Source organism: Collinsella aerofaciens, from assembly GCF_902501475.1.
GTDB classification, from domain to species: domain Bacteria; phylum Actinomycetota; class Coriobacteriia; order Coriobacteriales; family Coriobacteriaceae; genus Collinsella; species Collinsella aerofaciens_AL.
On sequence record NZ_CABWIF010000055.1, the window covers coordinates 79,726 to 98,637 of the forward strand.

Genomic DNA, 18,912 nt, shown 5'->3' on the forward strand with positions numbered 1-18,912 from the left:
TTACCTCACCGCATCCTCGGCGGCAATCTTGAACGATTGCAGGTAGTTCTCGTACAGGCGGACGACGTCGAGCCCAGGCAGTTGTGCCTTGACGGAGGCGTATCGAGCCGTGTCGTCCGTGATCACATAGGCGCACCCTATGCCGGCATTCTGCTTGACGGCGTCTATGAAAGCGCCGACCGAAGCAAAGTCGAAAAGGACGGCGTAGGCGTCGGCCATGGCAAAGCCCGGCTGCTCGTGCTTGATGATGCTGCCACGCGAACCAGCGCGCAGCCAGAGCAGGGGCGCGATTTCCTCGAAGGCCACGCCCAGCTCGACGGCGTCTGGGTCTGCGTAGGTGAGGTCAAAGAAGACGGCGTTTTCCTCAAAGCCGTCGGCCATGGGAAACTCGTCGGTGAACTTGTAGTCACCCTTGATGGGATCGCCCTCGGGCGTCTTGCCCGTGATGGCCGCCGTGACGCGAGGCTTGGTAACGTACTGGCAGATACCCAGTGCCTCCCACTGGGGATCGCCTTTACGAAGACCTTGCTTCAAAAGCCCCTTACTCTCCTCATCAGACACTTCATTGTTGGTAATACAGACGCACTTGCGCTGACCGCCGTCTTGATGGTTGAGACGCATGACAGCATGTGCTGTTGTGCCCGATCCAGAGAAGAAATCCACTATGAGCGCATTGGGCTTACTCGCAATGAAGAAGCGCAGCGTGTCTTCTACTGCATAGAGAGACTTGGGGTAAGAGAAGTTTCTGCCAATAAGGGATTGGATTAGGCCCGTTCCGTATTCCGTGGCATTGTGCGAGGCGATTTTCCATTGCGTCGGAGCAATTGCCATGTCTGACGACTCTTCAGTTTCAGCTATGAGGGAACCATCCTCGGCTCTGCCGAGAACCTTGTAGAAGCCGCTGGTTACCTTTGCATACTCGCCGTCTGGCAAGTAATTAACCACGTACCCATAGTTGGTTTTTGAGCCAAGCTTTACGCGCCCCTGCTCAATTCGTGAACGCAGCTCGGATGGGCCGACCTGCCAGCACCCTTCGCTTCCGTCGCGGCGCAAAGGCAGAATTTGTACAAGCCCATCGATGTCAACACCTGCATGTTGCTCTGCGGGCAGCACCTCACCGACCTGTACGATCATATGCTTCTCAGGATCGGCGAAGATGGGGTAGTAAAGCCCGGGTCGCTCATGTCGATGGGAATGGGATCCTCGACGCATCATGGATGTCCAGCCAAGCTTCACCGCGCCTTTTTTCTTGCCAGCAGAAGCTTTTGCTGATGATGCGGACCACTCGTCACTTAGCTGAAGCTTCACCGGCGATGAATCGCCCACCATTACAAAGAATAGGTATTCATCGGCCCGCCTAAATCCGTTTTTCTGCGCTACGCCCTTGGGGTTGATTACGCTGGAGACCATCTGAATGGTTGCACTGGGGAATAGCTGCTCGAGCAGTAAGCCAAGTCTCAAATATTCCTTCTCATCTATTGTAACGATGAGAACAGATTCCTCGGGATTGAGCAGTTGCTTCGCCAGCTTGAGGCGGCGCTCCATGAAGGCGAGCCATTTGGAGTGACGATAGGCGTCGGAGCCGTCGACGTAATCGTTGTTGTATTTCCAGTCGCGGGCGCCAGTGTTATACGGGGGGTCAATATATATGCAGTCCACTTTGCCAGCATAGGAAAAGGCCAAGGTTTCAAGAGCGTGGTAGTTCTCGCCATTGATAACTACTTGATAAGGTCTGTCGCCGCCGCGCTCGATACGCCCGGTCTCCTTGAGGCCAGTATAGATGGGCTGATCGTATTCCGCTACCGCAACGATGTCCTCAACAGCTACGGAGCAATCCTCGTTGTTGTTTTCGTCATAGGAAACAGATTTATATGGCGTTAGCTGAGCCGTTTGACCGTCGAGCGAAGTGACGCGCCATAGCAGCTGTGAATCGGCATTCTCCTTTTCACCGCGCGCGGGTAACACCTGTACGGTGTCACCGCGCATAACGGGCTTACCGTAGAGGCGTAGACGTTCGGGGCGATTGTGCTCAAAGACCAGACCGAACTGGCGCTGGGCTGCAAAGGCACGGATGTCCGCAGCGAGCTGGCGGTCGCCTAATTTGACCGCCCGTTCAACGAGGCTCTGAACGACGGCTTGTGTGGTTTGGGACATTATTTATCCCCCTTGCACTTCTCGTCAATCCATTCGCGCACGACTTTTGCAACGGTTTTTTCCTGCTGGGCTGCGTATTGCTTAAGGGCCTTTTTGTCTTCACGGGTAATGGAGAGCGTGAACTTATCAAGTCTCTCCGGATTATTTTCTTGAGCTTCAGCCATATCAACCTCCAACATAAATTGATTTAATTATACGCAATTACGTAATTACGTAATTACGTATAAATAGGAGTCGAAGAATCGGCAAATGGATTTTCTCGGTGTTGACGATCTGCCAACTCGAGCAGGTCAGGTTGCTTCACGATTTACCACCCGAAATTGAGATGACCTGGCATATGGGTTATTGATTTCGAGAAGAGTGACAATTGAGGCGGGAGCGAGTTCGGTTTTAGTCGCCGGCTTAACATATTGCGAGTGCGGTATCGGTGGGCAGTGCATTTGGTTGCCGATGAACGATTCGATTGGAAGGCTGTATGGACGTCAAGCTGCTTGGAAAGAAAAACGGGGGAGAGGGTCTCGAGGTCGTCGTTCCCGTTGATTCGGCTTTTGCAGAGCTAAAAGACAAGAGCGATGAGCAGTTGGCAGAGGCCCAGAGATTTTTGATTGACTTTATGAAAAAAGTTGCTCGGTTAAAGGGAGTGAGAATTGATCGGCCTCATTTCCTCCGCTCGGAGTTGAGGAGGAAGGGTGTCCATAAAGATGTCGTCGAGTTTGCCGTGGAAACGACTCCCGTCACTGCTGGAATCGATGTGGGCCTGATCGATAGAATTGCTAGAGAAGTAATTGATTTTGAGACAAAGAAGTCAACTGCCCTTTCCTTTGCAGCAGGTCTTCCCGGAGGTGTTGCGATGGCGGGCACCATTCCTGCTGATATTACGCAATACTACGTGCACGCATTCAGGATTATGCAGAAACTGGCATACCTGTATGGCTGGCAGACCTTTTTTGAAGAATGTGACGACGTTGATGACGAGACTCTCTACGAAATGGCAGTGTTGCTCGGTGTGATGATGGGTGTAGGCAGCGCGAATTCGATGCTAACCGTAATCGCCAAAAACGCCCAAGAGGCGGTCGCGAAAAAGGTCGCTCGCCAGTCTCTAACCAAGACCAGTTGGTATCCGATCCTCAAGAAGCTCTTGAGCTTCATGGGTATCAAGATAACAAAGCAGACGGTGGGGGATGCCGCTGGCAAGGTTGTTGTGGGTGTCGGTGGCGTAATCTCTGGTGTTATCACCTATACGGGTCTTTCAAAGGGATCGGCACGCTTGCGTAGGCAGCTTAAGTGCTTGCCGCAGGCAAGCGAGCGGATTCCTGGCACTGGGTACTATGAAAAAGATGAGGCTGCGGTTGCCAAGAGGAGGGTTGGCGTAGCGGAACCCCTCTTTATCGAAAAGTTCGGATTTACTCCCATGTTCTACGGCTCTATTGTTGAATATGCTGACCGGCTGGAGGAGTCACTGGCGACTGGAGAAGCGAAGCTGGATGCATATAATCCGGACGTTCTTCTCTGATACTCAGCGGAATTTGGCTATGTGCAACAGGATTGTTGTTCGATCTAATGTGAACGTTGGATGATGCTAGCTATTTATGGAAAACGGTTAAAAAAGATTTTCACCCCTTTTTCACTCCTCGGAGAAGGAGGAAAGAGACACGAAAACAAAAAAGCTCAGAAGCAACTATGCTTCTGAGCTGCACTAATGCGATGGAGCCAGCGACCGGGCTCGAACCGGTGACCCCCGCTTTACGAGAGCGGTGCTCTACCAACTGAGCTACGCTGGCGGCCATGTGGTGACGCAACTGAGGCGTCAACGGCTGTCTATGATACGGGACATCGCAAATCCGCGCAAGTGTTCTGGCGGCTTTTCTCACTTTAAATGCACTAATATTAGAGGCGTGATGTCCGCGGTACCCATTTGGTGCTTGACCTGCTGTCGAGTTGGTGGCCGACGTCCCGCTCGTATGGGTCTCAAACAGAATGGGGCAGCCATGGCTCAACCCAATATCCTTCTCACGCGTATCGACGACCATTTCATTTACGGGCAAGACGTTGAGCTATGGAACGAGGCCGTGGGTTCCAACCTTGTCCTAATCGTCAACGATGAGATTGCGGCGGATTCGCGCCAATGGGCACCCATGAGGGTGGCGGCGCCAGAAGGCGTTTGGACGCGGTTTTTCTCGGTGCAAAAGACCATCGACATCATTCACACCGCGGCGCCGCGCCAATTGATTCTGATCATGGTGGCCTCACCCGCCGATGCACTCGCGCTGGTTAAGGGTGGCGTGCCGATCACCAAGATCAGCATTGGCCATATGCAGGCAGGGGAGGGCAAGCACCCCATAACGCCCGCAGTCGCCGTAGACGGCGAAGATGTCGCCGCCTTCAAAGAGCTGCAAAAGCTCGGCATAGAACTAGAAATCCGCTATCTCCCCAGCTCCAATCCCGACCCCATCGGCAATCTGTTCAACTGATCCCTTGGGGACGGAGAAAAACGAATCATTTTGCCCTTGCGAGGGACGCGTGCGATGCTGCCTGTCAAAAACTATGCCCATTTACTACGTTTGATCGGTTATCGCCGAGTATGTCGAATTTGAGAAAAACAAAACCGCAGGTAGACGGCTCGCGCATTTAACAAAAACCGGTGCATGGTCGAGCATCCCGGGCTAAGCGTAGTAAATGGGCATAGTTTTGATATGTCACTCATACAGTCACAGCGAAAAAGAGCCCAAAAGATGAAAAACGCCCGTCGGCGGTGTGCCGGCGGGCGTTGCTGTGCGATATGTCGCGTTGTGGGCCTAGTGCCTCATAAAGTGGTATTCGATCACATTGCTGTAGGGATGACCGGGGCCCACGATGCCCTGGGGGAACAGCGCATGGTGCGGCGTGTCAGGATACATTTCGGCCTCGAGGGCAAAGCCGGCGCCCCAACCATAGTTGGCATCGTCTTTGGCGTGTTCGTCGCCCAGCCAGTTGCCGGTGTAGAGCTGCACGCCCGGGGCAGTGGTGTAATAGTCCAGCTCACGGCCGGTCCACATCTCCTCGACGTGCATCGCGCGGCGCAGATTACGGCCGTACTGATAGCCATCGATGCACAGGCAGTGGTCGTAGCCACGGGCCTGCTTAATCTGCGGGTCGTCGGCTTCCATGCCGGGCGCGACGGGGCGCAGCTCACGGAAGTCAAACGGCGTGCCCTCGACCGGAGCGATCTCTCCGGTGGGGATATTCTGCTCGTTGATGGGCAGGTAGTGGGCAGCGTTAGCAACAAAGAAGTGCTCACAGTCCATGCCGGCGTTGTGACCGGCAAGGTTAAAGTACGTGTGGTTGGTCATGGACACGTACGTGGCGCGGTCGCTCTCACAGCCATATTCGATACGGAAGCAGCCGGTGCGCGTCACGGTAAACACGGCCGTAAAGGTGCGGTTGCCGGGGAGGCCCAGCTCACCGTCCTCAAGCGAGGTGGTCATGCGCACGGCATTGTGGACCTCGTCGAGCTCAACGTCCCATACGCGCTTGTGCAGACCATGCTCAAGATCGCTGTGCAGGTTGTTGGTGCCCTCGTTGGCGGGCATATGCCAGTCCGTGCCGGCGATGGTGATCGTGGCACCTGCAGTGCGGTTGGCCACAGGTCCGATGGTCGCGCCAAAGCAGGCGGGGTTGTCAAAGTAATCCTCGAGCTTATCGAAGCCCAGCACCACATCGCGCACGTTGCCGGGGATATCGGGCACGTCGATGCCCAACACGGTGGCGCCATAGTCCATAATGCGAACGCAGATCTCGGGCCCGTTGAGGGTGTAACGATGAACGGGGGTACCGCACGGCGCGGTGCCGAAAAGCTCGGAAGTGATCATTTGGTTCCTAACATCGAGGTATTTCCGACAAACTGTAGCGCGAACAGGCGAGATTATCACTACACCCCACTAAAGCAGGGGGTATTTTTCTCAAAAAAGTGATGATTGAAGCTGTGCGGGCGTTCATTTTTGACGCGCACGAGTCTGATACAATTTGTTCGTTACTGTTTGAATGATATGCGCGCAAAGAACGGCGAGGATTCATCGTGATTAAGGCAGAGCGACAGGATAAGGTTCGTCAGCTGCTCGAAGAGCAGGGCACGGTCTCGGTCAAGGAGATTTCGGATGCGCTGGGCGTTTCGGATATGACGATTCGCCGCGACCTTGAGGAACTTGCGAGCCTGGGCGAGATCGAGCGCGTGCACGGCGGCGCCCGTAGTGCACAGGGACGTCCCCACGCTATGTTGCGCCATGAGTATTCGCACAGCGAAAAGCGCACTAAGCATGCCGAGGAAAAGCTGCAGATCGCGCGCCGCGCCGTGGAGCTTATCGAGGAAGGCTCGACCATCTTTTTGGGTACGGGCACCACGGTTGAGCAGATGGCCTCGATGCTGCCGGCGTGCCGCCTGCGCATCGTGACTAACTCGCTTTCGGTCTTTAACCTGCTCGAGGCGCGCGAGGACTGCGACCTGTGCCTCGTGGGCGGTATGTACCGTCGCCGCACTGCCGCTTTTGTGGGGCCAACGGCCGAGGATACCCTGCGTGCGCTGGGCATCGACGCGGCGTTTATCGGTGCCAACGGCATCTTGGACGGTGACGTATCTACGTCCAACATGGACGAGGGCCGTATCCAGCAGCTCGCCTTTAGCAAGGCCGACTCGCGCTATCTGATCGCCGACTCCAGCAAGATCGGCAAGCGCGACTTCTACACCTTCTGCCGCCTGGACAATTTGGACGCCGTGGTGTGCGAGCCGGGTATTGCCGCCGAAGATCGCGCCGCCATCGAGGAACACACGCAGGTCATTTGCTAGCTAGCGCTGCAGGCGATACTTCTGCCCCCTGCCGGCGTGGGGATTACCGCTTCACGCTGACGCGTAAATAACTTTGGGCAACAAGGATGAGGCTATTCTGGGATATGACTAGACTCCGTATTTCGTCTTTATGTCCCTTGAGAATGAATCGTAGTCTTCATAGAGCCCCTCTCTGCTTTCATCCTCGGCGTGGTTTACACGTTCAAGGAGCTTATCCTTTGGAGCCTCTTTTGTTATTGCGGCCTCGCTATCGGGTATTGTGGATTGCAAGAATAGTTCTAGAGCATGGACGTCTTTGAGTATGTAGCCCGTCGAACGACCCGCTCCTGTTTTTTCGATTGCGCTGCAACTAACAAGCTGACCGAGGGTTCGTTTAACGGTAACCTCGCTGATATCGGGGCAGTTGGATCGGATGTCGGATTTCTTAATGACGCCGGGTCTCTGTTGAAATAGAACAGCGATGCGCGCTTGCTTCGACATGGGACGAGTGCTTGATTCAATTAAGGTACGCTGCTCGAGCTGTCGGTAGGCGGCCAGGGTTGTTCCGAGCATAAAACGGATAAAGGGTACTTCGGTGTTTTGATTTTCATTCCATCCAGTGGAGCTTGCAGCGAGGGCGTTGTAGTAGAGCGCCTTGTTGTCTTCAATAAGTCGTTCGATGCTGATGTAACGCGCAACGTCGTATCCAGTCTTTTCGAGTAGCAGCGTTGTAAGGAGCCGGCTCATCCTGCCATTGCCATCGTTGAAGGGATGAATGCTGACAAAATCGAAGATGAAGCGGAATGATATAAGGAGGGGGTCGCAAACTTGACGAGATAAGGCGTCGTTGAGGGACCGACAGGCTTCTTCGATAAGTCCGGGGGTTGCTAGGGCCGAAGGCGGCCTAAAGCGCACAAATCGATTGCCTTGATCGTCGATGGAGATGATTTCGTTATCGCTATCTTTCCAATGGCCCCCATACGAGATTGCCGTGTGCGCCATGAGGTCACGATGCAACTGCAAAATGACCGATGGCGTTACGGGAATGGAATCGTGTTGCTCGTGAATAAGCGACAGCACATCTCGGTATCCAGCGATTTCTTCCTCTGCGCGGGAGCTTGGCTTGGCGGAATACGCCATGATTGCTTTGAGTCTTTTTTGGGTGGTAACAATTCCTTCAAGTCCGTTGGAGGATTGGGTGCTTTGGATCTTAGCTTCCTCCATAAGTGACGATAGAAGTTCGGGTTTAACTTGACTCAGAGCAAGCTGTCGGCCTTTATGCTCGCGTATCGAGAGGAGGAGGTTGGTGATTGGAGTTGCCTCGAGTTCCGCTGGGACTGTGGTGTAATCGAACTGGCGCATGCGGCTCCTTTCGATATCACGAACATACTTTCGATATCATAATACCATTAAATGACACCGAAAGTATGTTCGTGATACCGAAAACTAGAAACCATGCTTCATAACTGCTTGGAAAGTTTGGATTTGACTATCTTATTGTCTTGATCTGTAACAGGTAGACGATCGAAAGTGGGCTACGTGTTACAGATTGAGATTTTTTGACCGGACTCCTGTTTGTCTCGATCTGTAACATTTAAGACCGAAAATCCCAGTTAGATGTTACAGATCGAGACGAATGATCCGCTCGGGCCCACCAAAAACAAAAAGGCCGCATGCGAACCCGTGGAGGGATTCGCATGCGGCCGACAGGGGGTATGTGGCAGAAGTTAAGCCATGAGCAGGCCGGTCTCCGCGACGTTCTTGTACCAGTACGCGCTCGCCTTGGGATAGCGCTTCTGGGTCTCAAAGTCGATGTAGAACAGGCCATAGCGCTTGTTATAGCCGTTGGTCCAGGAGAACTGGTCCTGCAGCGACCACACGAAGTAACCGTCGACGTTCACGCCGCCGTCGATTGCCTTGAGGATCCACGCGAGATGCTGACGCATGTAGTCGATACGAGGGGCGTCGTCGATAAAGCCATCCTCGAAGTCGTCCTTATAGCCCATGCCGTTCTCGGTGATGTAGATCTTCTTGTAGTTGGGGTAATCGTTCTTAATGCGCAGCAGCAGGTCGTACAGGCCCTCGGGATAGATGATCCAGTCCCAATCGGTGGTGGGTATGCCTTCGCGCACGCATGACTCGCCCACGCCCTTGAGGAACCAGCGCGAGGAGCCCTTGTCGCCGGTGCCATTGTGGTTGATGTCATTTTCGCCCTCGGCGGCACGCAGGAACTGGCACTTGTAGGTGTTGGCGCCCAGGCAATCGTTGTAGGGGAGCGCGGCGGTCAGCGCGGCGATGTCCTCGTCGCGGACGTCGAGCTCGCCGCCGGCGATATGGGACAGCTTGGTCGCAGCCTCCATCGTGTCGGCGGCATAGTGGCCGCGGAAGGTGGCGTCGAGTACCCAGCGGTTGTTGATGACGTCGGCCATGCGAGCCGCCTCGCAGTCGGCAGCGCTGTTGGGATCGAGGGGATACTTGGGCTCCAGGTTCTGGACAATGCCGATCTCGCCCTCAAAGCCACCCTCATGGAAGGCGACGACGGCCTTGGCGTGGGCCACCATCATGTTGTGCATGAGCTGGAAGGCCTTGTCCAGGCGATACTTCTCGCCGTGCGGCCAGTTGCCGACGATAAAGCTGCCCTCGGCGGTCGCGGGAATCTCGTTAAAGGTAAACCAGTGCTTGACCTCGGTGAACTCGGCAAAGCAGAACTTGGCGTACTCGACAAAGGCATCGATGGTCGTACGCGTCAGGAAGCCCTCGCCGCCGTCCTGGTAGAAGGCCTCGGGCGTGTCAAAGTGATCGAGCGTGACATAGGGGATAACGCCAGCTTTGTTGCAGGTGGCGAAAAGCTCGTGATAGAAAGCGACGCCCTCGGGGTTAATCTCGCCGGTGCCACTGGGGAAGATACGGCTCCAAGCGATGGAGACGCGAATACCGTTGATGCCAAAGCGCTGGCACAAGTCGATATCGACCGGATACTTGTTGTAGAAATCGCTTGCGGGGTCGGGGGAGAAGCGACCCTGAGCAGCCAGGAAATCGTCCCAGGGCACTTTGCCCTTGCCGTGCGTGCGGGTCTCGCCCTCAACCTGGTAAGCGGCGGTGGCGCCGCCAAACACAAAGCCGTCGGGGAACTGCATGGGGTTGGTCATGAGTCATCCTTTCTGTGGGATACGAATAGGGAGAGGTGCCCGAACTGGGGATCCGGGCACCAACAGAGGGAGGAACTAGTCGAGGTTCTCGCGGAGCCACTTGATGGCGCCAGCGGGGTCGCGGGTGAGGTCGATATATTCCTTACCGCGGGGAGCGAGCAGCTTAATGCCCAGACGATCGGTGTCGGCCTTCATGTCGTTGTAGTAGCTACGGACCTGCGGGGCAAGCACGATAACGTCGTACTGATCCATGATGGCAGTGTGCTGGCCATAGGCGCCTGCGGAGGAGGCGATGTTCTCTCCGGTCTGCGCGGCACCTTCCTTGATGGCGTTGGCAAGCATGGCAGAGGTGCCGGCGCCGGCGCACAGGACGAGGACCTTCAGGCCGTCGACATCCTTCTTGGCGGATGCGTCGGCGGCGGGCTCGGGCTGATCGGCGACAGGCTTGCTGTCGGCGGCAGCGGCGGTCGGCTCGACGGCAACGGCGGTCTGCTCGACAGCGGGCGCAGAGGTGCTGGCGGCAATGGTGGCAGCACCATCGGACTCAAGACCCAGCTCGGCGGCGCGCTCGGCCTCCTGGTCGCAGAGCAGCTTATCGTATGCCTTTAAGAACGGCAGGTAGATGATGGCGTCCAGCAAGATGATGATTGCGACAAACACCAGGGCGATAAGCTGGAAGTTTGTGGTGATGAAGATGCCGATGGGGGCAGGAGTAGCCCAAGGCACACGAAGGAGAAGCCGTTCATGCCCACGTTATCGATAAAGAACTTGGCAACACTCACGTTGACGCAGCCGGCGGCAACAAAGGGGATGAGCATGTAGGGGTTAAGGATCATCGGCGCGCCAAAGAGCAGCGGCTCGTTGACAGCAAAGGCAACAGGAACAATCGAGGCCTTACCGACGGCTTTGAGCTGCTTGGACTTCATAAAGAGAATCAGCAGAAGCGGCACGATGAACGTGGCGCCGGTGCCGCCGAACTCACCCACGAGCGACATGTTAAAGGTGAGGGAGTGGGCGGGGTGGCCACCGGCCAGCAGAACCTGCAGGTTCTCGGCCTGGTTGGCAAGACGGATGGGGTCGATGCCCGGCTGGACGATCGAGGGGCCGTGGACGCCGATGAACCAGAAGAACGCGGTGGCTGCCTGGATAAGGATAAGGCCAGGATAGGTTTCTGCAGCGGTAAAGAGCGGGGAGAGCAGCTTGATGAGCAGCTCGGAGAACGGAACGCCCATGAGGTTGCGCACAACCACATCGATGATGCCGCAGATGATGACGGCGCCGCCAAAGGGGATGATGTCGCGGAAGTTTTGAGCGATGGCGCCCGGGACCTCCTTGGGCAGCTTAATGGTCAGATCGCGCGAGACGCAGAATTTATAGACCCACACGGTAATGAACGCGGCGATGTAGGCCGAGAACAGACCGCGCGTGCCCATGCTGGTGCAGTCGAAGACCGAAAGTTCGGAGCCGTTGAACTTGGTGGTGAACTGCGTGACTGCGAGCAGCAGCATGCTGCACTGGGCGGCCACCATGGTGGAACCGTCGTTGAGCACTTTGCCGGCGGGCATGCGACGGTTCATGGAAGCCGTGAAGTTCTTGGCGGTGGTGCCGGCAACCATGATGCCCATGACGCCCATGGTGAAGTTGTACAGCTTGTTGCACCAGTCGATGAGCGGCTGGGGCAGCGTGATGCCGACTACGCCGGGAAGGGTGGCAATGAGCAGAAAGATCGAAGAGGTGAGGACGATGGGCATGCACCCAAGGAATCCGTCCTTAATAGCCTGGAGGTAGATGTTCCTCGAGATCTTCTCAAAGAACGGCTGATGCTTTTCGAGCATCTTTACGATGGCGTCCATAGAGCTCCTTTGCTACTTGATGCGCGATGCATGTGGATGGAACTGGTCGTCGATGGATGGTCAGGACTGCCCGGAAACCTTCCTGCTTAAGGAAGGCATTGCGAAATGACAACGTTGTCATTTCGTTAATGACAACGTAAGACATTTTTGGAAGAGCAACAAGGATTTACAGGTGAACGGTCGATATCGTCCGATAAACGGCTGATTTGTCAGTCGGGCAGGTAGTGTATGCTAGAACGCAAAAAAACAAGCGATGCAAAACCGACTGGAGAAGTAGTGGCAACGATGGACAAGAAAAATGTCTCAATGAATGATGTGGCAGTTGCCGCGGGCGTTTCTCTCAAGACGGTTTCGCGTGTGATCAACGAGCCCGATAGCGTGCGAGAGTCGACACGCGATGGGGTCCATGCTGCCATGGAGACGCTTGGGTTCCGGGCGAACTTTGCCGCGCGTTCGCTCAAGTTGGGCCGTTACGGGTGCATCGGCGTGGTGCTGTTCCACTTGTCGGGCGGTGCCGTGGACATGATTGACGGTATCGCCGATGCCGCCGAAGAACGCGGCTTTGCGCTCACGATGATCAAAAAGCGGGCGGGGGAGAAGATGACCCTTGCCGAAGCGGCGCGTAGGATGTCGCAGCTGCCTGTTGATGGCATGATCTTCAACCTGCGTCAGATGGTCGATGACTTTGATACTTTTGAGGCACCGAAAGACCTCAAGACGGTGATTATCACACCGATGGAACATCCTACCTGCTCCACCGTCAGTGACGACCAAGAGGGCGGCGCGCGCATGGCATGCGAGTACTTCTTGAATCACGGGCACAAGAACGTGTACTTCGTCTCTGGTAAGAAAGAGTCGCTGTCGAGCCAGTGCCGTATGAAAGGTTGGCGAGCGGCACTCGAGGCGCATGGCATTGAGCCGCCCGAGCCTCTGCAAGGCGATTGGAATGCGGATAGTGGCTATGCCGCGGGCCTTGTGCTTGCCGATAAACCCGATTGCACGGCGGTCCTCGCTGCTAACGACTGCATGGCAAACGGCGTGATGATGGCTCTACGTGACAAAGGGCTCAGTGTGCCCAATGATGTGTCAGTGATCGGCTTCGACGATGAGCTCTACAAGACGATTCCCAACTCGATTCTGACGTCGGTGAAGTTCCGCCACCGCGAGCTGGGCGTCCGTGCGTTCAACGAGGTCGTTGCGGGCCTGGAAGCCCCGAGCTCCAGAAGCCGTACGCTCGTCTCGGGCGTGCTGGTCGAGCGTTCCAGCGTAAAGGACTTGCGGGCGTAGACGTGCTCGGCCTATTCCGTTTGTCTCAATCTGTAACAGCTAGGACCCAAAAACTCGGCTAGATGTTACAGATCGAGACAAACGAACGCGGCCCAACCCGCCCAAAAACAAAAACGGCGGATACGACCAAGGATGCTGAAGCATCCACCGGGAAGGTCGTATCCGCCACACGGAAAGAGGTGCATGGACGCAGCGCCCATGCGATCGGGAATGGTAAGGTGCACGGCAGCGTGATGGTCACGGCGGCCGATGGCGTTAACTAGTCCAGACGACGGGTCTGCGCCACGTGCTTGTACCAGTAGGCGCTTGCCTTGGGCGTGCGCTTCTGGGTTTCAAAGTCAACGTAAAAGAAGCCGTAACGCTTGTTGTAGCCATTGGTCCAGGAGAACTGATCCTGCAGGCTCCACAGGAAGTAGCCGCCCACGTTGACGCCCACCTCCATGGCCTTGAGCAGCCAACGCAGGTGCTGCTCGATGTAGTCGATGCGCGGCTGGTCGTCCACAAAACCGTCCTTGTAGGGGTCCTTGTAGCCCATGCCGTTCTCGGTGATGAAGATCTGCTTGTAGTTGGGGTAGCGCTGTTTAATGTAGACGAGCAGATCGAACAGGCCCTCGGGATAGATGATCCAGTCCCAGTCGGTGGTGGGGATGCCAGGCTTGTTCACATGCTCGCCAATGCCCTTAACGCGCCAGCGGCCGGTGCCCTTCTCTCCCGTACCGTTGTGGTGCAGGTCGTTTTCGCCATCGTAGGCCTTCAAGAATCGGCACTGGTAGTTGTTAACGCCCAGGTAGTCGTTGTAGAGCGCGGCCTCGCGCATGATTTCCAGATCCTCGTCCAAGATCTCGATGGTGCCGCCCGAGACGGCGGCCAGGCGGTTGGCGCACTCGAGGGTGTCGGGCGCGTAGTCGCCGCGGAAGGTGGCGTCGAGCAAGAACTGGTTTTGCAGCACGTGCTCGTTGTTGGCGGCTTTGATGTCGGCGGGGTCGTTCTCGTTGAGCGGATACTTAAACTCCAGCGACTGAATGACGCCAATCTTGCCCTTAAAGCCGCCGTTGTGGAAGGCCAGCACTGCCTTGGCGTGGGCGAGCATCATGTTGTGCTCGCACTGGAAGGCCTCGGCAAGATGCGCCTTGACGCCACCGGGGAAGGTGCCCTCGATGTAGGTGTTGGAGGCGTCGGCCCAGATCTCGTTAAAGGTGAACCAGTAGGTCACCTGGTCGGCGTACTCCTTAAAGCAGAAGGTGGCAAAGTCCACAAAGGCGTCGATGGTCTCGCGGTTGAGGAAGTCGCCCTTCTCAAAGAGAGGAAGCGGCGTGTCAAAGTGATGCAGCGTGACGAACGGCTCAACATGGTGCTTATGGCACTCGGCGAAGAGATCGTGGTAGAACTGGACGCCCTCGGGGTTGATTTCGCCGGTACCGTTGGGGAAGATGCGGCTCCAGGCGATGGAGAGGCGAATGCCGTTGATGCCAAACTCTTCGCACAGCTCCAAGTCGACGGGGTACTGGTTGTAGAAGTCCGAAGCGGGATCGGGGGAAAAGCGCCCCTGGGCCTCCAGGAAGTCGTCCCAGGCAACCTTGCCCTTACCGTGGGTGCGGGTCTCGCCCTCTACCTGGTAGGCAGCGGTGGCGCCGCCAAAGACAAAGTCCTCGGGAAACTGCGTAGGCGGGTTGGTGACGCTAGCAGGGTTAACGGACATGATGATCCAATCGTCTAAATCGAAGGGCCAGCCGGCTGTGGATGGTCGGCTGGCCTTGGGCGTTACTTACTTCGAAAGTTGCTCGCTTACGAAAGCGAGAGACTTATCGCCGTTCTGGGAGAGCTCGATGTACTGCTTACCGCGGCAGGCGACGCACTTGTTGCCCACGCGCTCGCAGTCCTTTTGCAGGTCGGCCAGGTAGCTTGCGGCCTGCGGAGCCAGGACGACCAGGTCAAAGTCGGGAAGCATGTCAACGTGGTTGCCATAGGCCTCGGCAGCGGTCTCAAGATTGATGCCGCGCTCTTTGGCGGCCTTGGCCAGCGCGTTGGCGAGCAAGCCCGAGGTGCCGCCACCCTGGCAGAGCACGAGCACGCGCTTGCCGTTGAGGTCACTGGCGGTCGTTGCCTCAGTGGCGACAGCGGCGGGAGCGTCGGCCTTCACGGCCTCGGCAGCAGCGCCGGCGGCAACGCTCTTGGCGTCAGCCTTGCCCTGGAAGGCATCGTTAAGCTTGGCGGCCTTCTCGGCGTTCTTGGCGGCGAGCTCCTCCTGGGAGATCTCGGCCTCCTCGGCGCACTTCTGGGCGTCATAGGCACGGAAGAACGGATAGTACAGAACGAAGTCGACGACCAGGATAAGGGCGAGCATCACAAAGGCGAGCGGCTGGAAGCCCAGACCCATGATGGTGCCGATGGGGCCGGGGACAGTCCAAGGCAGGGTGTACATAAAGCCGTTCATGCCCAAGAAGTCGATAAAGATCTTGAGGATCCAGATGTTGGCGATCGGGGCAAAGACAAACGGGACAAAGAAGACGGGATTGAGCACGATGGGTGCGGCGAACAGCAGCGGCTCGTTGACGGCAAAGCAGACGGGGACGATGGCGGCCTTACCGACGGCGCGCATCTCCTGAGACTTGGCCAGGAAGCAGAACATAAAGACCAGGACGAGCGTGGCGCCGGTGCCGCCCATGCAGACGACGAAGTACTGGGCACCCTGGGTCAGGACAGCGGAAGCGTGCTGGCCGGCCTGGAACGCAGCCAGGTTGTCGGTCATGTTGGCAACGAGGGCGGCGGCGATGGCGGGCTCGACGATCGAGGGGCCGTGGACGCCGACGAACCAGAAGAGGCTCATGGCGCCGTAAATCACAGCGAGGCCGATATAGCCATCGGCAGCGGTGAACAGGGGCTGGAACACCTGGATGACACCCTGGGCAAAGCAGAAGCCAAAAGCAGCGCGGAAGACGATGTCAAAAACCCAAAAGACGGTGATGCAGACGGAGAAGGGGATGATGTCCTTGAAGGTCTGCGAGATGTTGGGCGGAACCTGCTCGGGCATCTTGACGGTGATGTTGCGCTTAATGAAGAACTTGTAGATGATGCCAGTCACAAACGCAGCGATGAAAGCGGTCAGCAGGCCCTTGGAACCAAGGTAGGTGGTGTTGAAGCCGCTGGCAGCGTCCGTGGCGATCGTGTCGCTCGAAAGGAGCAAGAAGCCGATGATGGCCGCGCACATGCACGAGATGAAGTTGATCTGGTTGTTCTTGGGCAGATCGCGGTTCTGAGCGTCGGCGAAGTGCTTGGCTGTGGTGGCAGCGCAGGCGATGGCCAGGATACCCATGGAGTAGTTGTAGCACTTCCACAGGGCGTTGTTGATGTCATCGGGCCAGTAGAAACCCCAGATGTTGGGGACTGAGGCTACCAGGCAGAAGATGGACGAGAAGATGATGATGGGGATGACGGAGATAAAGCCGTCGCGGATCGCCTTGAGGTACTTGTTGCGGGCGATCGCGTTGAAAAAGGGCTGGCCCTTTTCGATGGTGGCGATAAGTTGCTCCATGCAATGCTCCTAAGAGTCGGTGGGTTAGCAACGATGGTAGCTTTTGGCGTTCGGTTGCCAAAATGTTGACGTTGCCATTTTGCGACACAAAAAAAGACGCGAACCGGTGGTTCCTGTGCCTGCGAACCGTCGATTCCTTATGCGTAAACGTTTGAGCCGCCCGGTGGCTCTGTGTTTGCGCAATGGCAACGTTAACATTTGGGCGCAAAAAGCCGTTTGGGGAAGCAAAAATGTCGGTGAACGGTAGGTTTTGGGTGGTGAGCGTATGGTGGGGGAGGCGTTGGATATACTTGAAGGCGTTAAAAATGACTGCGCAGGGTGCCACCAATGGCATCGTTGACATAGAAAGATCGACCTATGGCCGCTGTTAAAAAATCGGTATCCGTCAAAGACGTAGCGCGCCTCGCGGGCGTCTCGGAGCAGACGGTCTCGCGCACCGTGCACGATTCGCCCAGCGTGCGCCCCGAGACCAAGGAACGCGTGCGTGCCGCCATGCGCGAGCTGGGGTATCGCCCCAATTTTGCCGGTCGATCGCTGCGCCGCGGCAAGTTTAAGACCGTCGGCGTTGCCATGTTCAACATTACCGGTACCGGCAACCTCGACCGTATGGAGGGCTTTACCGCCGCCGCCGATAAGCACGGCTATGCCATCACCCTCACTAAAGTAGACGGGCATCCGTATACCCTCGAGAGCGCATCGTCGCGCATGAGCGCGCTGCCGGTAGACGGCATGGTCGTGATCATGAACCGCATGCCGGCGGACTTTGGCACCTTTGAACCGCTGCCCGGCATGCAGACGGTGCTCGTTACGATGTTGGAGCACCCGCTCTGTTCAACGGTCGATAACGACCAGTTCGATTGCTCGCGCCAGGTGGTCGAGTACTTGCTGGGGCGGGGGCACAAAACCGTGCACTTTATCTCGTGCCCCGAGCGCTCGCTTTCGGGCATGCGGCGCGAGGAAGGCTGGCGCGAGACATTGCGTGCGCATGGCATTGAGCCACCGCGACTTATCCGTGGCGATTGGACGGCGCAGAGCGGATATGCCGCAGGTCAGGCCCTGGCGGATGATCCGACCTGTACTGCCATCTATGCCTCCAACGACGCCATGGCCTACGGCTGCATTCGCGGACTCGAGTCGCGCGGAAAGCGCGTGCCCGAGGACGTGAGCGTGGCGGGTGTTGACGACAGCCTGGGCGATATCGTGCCCGACCGTCGCCTGACCACGGTGCGCTTTGACAACAAGCGCGTCGGCATGTGGGCGGTCGACAAGATTGCCGGCGCCGAGGGCGTTGAACCCGGTGTGGAGCACATGCTGTTTCCGGGCGTGCTCGTCGAGGGCGATACGGTGCGCGATTGGCGCTAGGGCGCGGGTCTGTTTGGGTTGCCGCTAATTGTGTTCGATATTGTTTAAATTGGTTTAAAAACCGTTCACGGGCAAAAATTGACCGTTCATAGCTTGAAATTACGTTTTGCGCTGTTCTTTTTTGTTTGAATGTTAATGTTTCTGCCATACAGAACGCAGCGCGTATGCCCGGACGCGATGCTCTCCATTGGTTCATATGTGAAAGGAACGCAATATGGCAACCAAAGAAGAAATCTCGATGGTTGGATTCGAGATTGTCGCATACGCAGGTGACGCCCAGACCGATCTGCTTGCAGCGCTCGATGCTGCTCGCGAGGGTGATTTTGAGAAGGCCGAACAGCTGCACAAGGATGCCAGCGATGCACTTATCGGCGCCCACGACACGCAGACCAAGCTGCTTTCGCAGGAGGCCGGCGGTGGCGAGATGGAGATGACCTTCATCATGGCCCATGCTCAGGACACTCTCATGACCACCATGATCCTGGAGAAGCAGGCCCGCTTTACCATCGATGCCTACAAGCGCATTGCCGAGCTCGAGGCCAAGCTCGCCTAACGAGCCCTCACAACCAAGTCCCCTTCCAAAAGCTCTGCCGCTACCCGCGGCAGGGCTTTTTCTGTTCTCCTCCCCGCAACTCATCCCGAGATAGTCATTGGGTGTTCCTATAGTTTTGTCAACCGTCGGGGCTACTCCCGGTAAGGCACCCGGTCGCGCATCACGGCGTATATCGCCCTGAGCCGCTTCCTCGCGACGGCCTTGAGCGCCCGCCCGTGCCCCAT

The 18,912-nt window shown here is 56.7% G+C and carries 16 protein-coding genes and 1 tRNA gene; 7 read left to right on the forward strand and 10 right to left on the reverse strand.

Features of this window, described 5'->3' with window-relative positions; all coding sequences use genetic code 11:
• Both GDJ93_RS08690 and GDJ93_RS10020 read right to left on the reverse strand, forming a co-directional pair.
• Positions 1-2,154 (reverse strand): site-specific DNA-methyltransferase, encoded by a 2,154-nt coding sequence (locus tag GDJ93_RS08690; RefSeq protein ID WP_152068502.1) that lies wholly within the window; start codon positions 2,152-2,154, stop codon positions 1-3.
• Positions 2,154-2,318 (reverse strand): hypothetical protein, encoded by a 165-nt coding sequence (locus GDJ93_RS10020; RefSeq protein ID WP_193221508.1) that lies wholly within the window; start codon positions 2,316-2,318, stop codon positions 2,154-2,156. The genes GDJ93_RS08690 and GDJ93_RS10020 overlap by 1 nt, the downstream gene beginning before the upstream one ends.
• 311 nt (positions 2,319-2,629) lie before the next feature.
• On the opposite strand from GDJ93_RS10020, the gene GDJ93_RS08695 reads away from it, so the two are divergent.
• Entirely contained in the window at positions 2,630-3,667 is a 1,038-nt protein-coding gene (locus tag GDJ93_RS08695) for a hypothetical protein (protein WP_152068503.1), read from the forward strand.
• Positions 3,668-3,859: 192 nt separating this feature from the next.
• Here the strand turns inward: GDJ93_RS08695 and GDJ93_RS08700 are convergent.
• Positions 3,860-3,935 (reverse strand) — tRNA-Thr (locus tag GDJ93_RS08700).
• A gap of 207 nt (positions 3,936-4,142) precedes the next feature.
• Here GDJ93_RS08700 and GDJ93_RS08705 point away from each other — a divergent pair.
• Positions 4,143-4,625 carry a PTS sugar transporter subunit IIB gene (locus tag GDJ93_RS08705; protein WP_193221509.1) on the forward strand — a complete coding sequence of 161 codons (483 nt, stop codon included), beginning with the start codon at positions 4,143-4,145 and terminating at the stop codon, positions 4,623-4,625.
• Positions 4,626-4,949: 324 nt separating this feature from the next.
• Here the strand turns inward: GDJ93_RS08705 and GDJ93_RS08710 are convergent, their stop codons facing one another.
• Positions 4,950-6,002 carry an aldose epimerase family protein gene (locus tag GDJ93_RS08710; protein ID WP_152068505.1) on the reverse strand — a complete coding sequence of 351 codons (1,053 nt, stop codon included), beginning with the start codon at positions 6,000-6,002 and terminating at the stop codon, positions 4,950-4,952.
• Positions 6,003-6,208: 206 nt separating this feature from the next.
• Between GDJ93_RS08710 and GDJ93_RS08715 the strand changes: the two genes are divergently transcribed.
• Positions 6,209-6,973, forward strand: coding sequence for a DeoR/GlpR family DNA-binding transcription regulator (locus GDJ93_RS08715; protein ID WP_226812561.1), 765 nt, complete (start codon positions 6,209-6,211; stop codon positions 6,971-6,973).
• Positions 6,974-7,081: 108 nt separating this feature from the next.
• On the opposite strand, the gene GDJ93_RS08720 is transcribed toward GDJ93_RS08715, so the two are convergent.
• The 4 genes from GDJ93_RS08720 to GDJ93_RS08730 form a co-directional block, all read right to left on the reverse strand.
• Positions 7,082-8,314: a Fic family protein gene (locus GDJ93_RS08720; protein WP_152068506.1), complete on the reverse strand. Its 1,233-nt coding sequence runs from the start codon at positions 8,312-8,314 to the stop codon at positions 7,082-7,084.
• A 365-nt stretch (positions 8,315-8,679) separates the two neighbouring features.
• Positions 8,680-10,101, reverse strand: coding sequence for a 6-phospho-beta-galactosidase (lacG, locus tag GDJ93_RS08725; RefSeq protein ID WP_226812563.1), 1,422 nt, complete (start codon positions 10,099-10,101; stop codon positions 8,680-8,682).
• A gap of 75 nt (positions 10,102-10,176) precedes the next feature.
• Positions 10,177-10,761: a PTS sugar transporter subunit IIB gene (locus GDJ93_RS10160; protein ID WP_226812564.1), complete on the reverse strand. Its 585-nt coding sequence runs from the start codon at positions 10,759-10,761 to the stop codon at positions 10,177-10,179.
• Positions 10,707-11,954 carry a PTS transporter subunit EIIC gene (locus GDJ93_RS08730; RefSeq protein ID WP_226812565.1) on the reverse strand — a complete coding sequence of 416 codons (1,248 nt, stop codon included), beginning with the start codon at positions 11,952-11,954 and terminating at the stop codon, positions 10,707-10,709. The genes GDJ93_RS10160 and GDJ93_RS08730 overlap by 55 nt, the downstream gene beginning before the upstream one ends.
• Positions 11,955-12,239: 285 nt before the next feature.
• Between GDJ93_RS08730 and GDJ93_RS08735 the strand changes: the two genes are divergently transcribed.
• Together GDJ93_RS08735 and GDJ93_RS10025 are read left to right on the forward strand one after the other, a co-directional pair.
• Positions 12,240-13,241 (forward strand): LacI family DNA-binding transcriptional regulator, encoded by a 1,002-nt coding sequence (locus GDJ93_RS08735; RefSeq protein ID WP_193221510.1) that lies wholly within the window; start codon positions 12,240-12,242, stop codon positions 13,239-13,241.
• Positions 13,242-13,303: 62 nt separating this feature from the next.
• Positions 13,304-13,504, forward strand: coding sequence for a hypothetical protein (locus tag GDJ93_RS10025; protein WP_193221511.1), 201 nt, complete (start codon positions 13,304-13,306; stop codon positions 13,502-13,504).
• Here GDJ93_RS10025 and lacG (GDJ93_RS08740) read toward each other — a convergent pair.
• Both lacG (GDJ93_RS08740) and GDJ93_RS08745 read right to left on the reverse strand, forming a co-directional pair.
• Positions 13,501-14,940, reverse strand: a complete 1,440-nt coding sequence (gene lacG / locus GDJ93_RS08740; protein WP_152068508.1) for a 6-phospho-beta-galactosidase — start codon at positions 14,938-14,940, stop codon at positions 13,501-13,503. The genes GDJ93_RS10025 and lacG (GDJ93_RS08740) overlap by 4 nt on opposite strands.
• A gap of 66 nt (positions 14,941-15,006) precedes the next feature.
• On the reverse strand, positions 15,007-16,773 hold the full coding sequence (locus GDJ93_RS08745; RefSeq protein ID WP_152068509.1) for a lactose/cellobiose PTS transporter subunit IIB: 1,767 nt from the start codon (positions 16,771-16,773) through the stop codon (positions 15,007-15,009).
• Positions 16,774-17,130: 357 nt separating this feature from the next.
• Between GDJ93_RS08745 and GDJ93_RS08750 the strand changes: the two genes are divergently transcribed.
• Complete coding sequence (locus GDJ93_RS08750) at positions 17,131-18,135, forward strand: LacI family DNA-binding transcriptional regulator (RefSeq protein ID WP_152068510.1); 1,005 nt, start codon at positions 17,131-17,133, stop codon at positions 18,133-18,135.
• Positions 18,136-18,349: 214 nt separating this feature from the next.
• Complete coding sequence (locus GDJ93_RS08755; protein WP_055252615.1) at positions 18,350-18,688, forward strand: PTS lactose/cellobiose transporter subunit IIA; 339 nt, start codon at positions 18,350-18,352, stop codon at positions 18,686-18,688.
• Positions 18,689-18,912 lie beyond the last annotated feature (224 nt).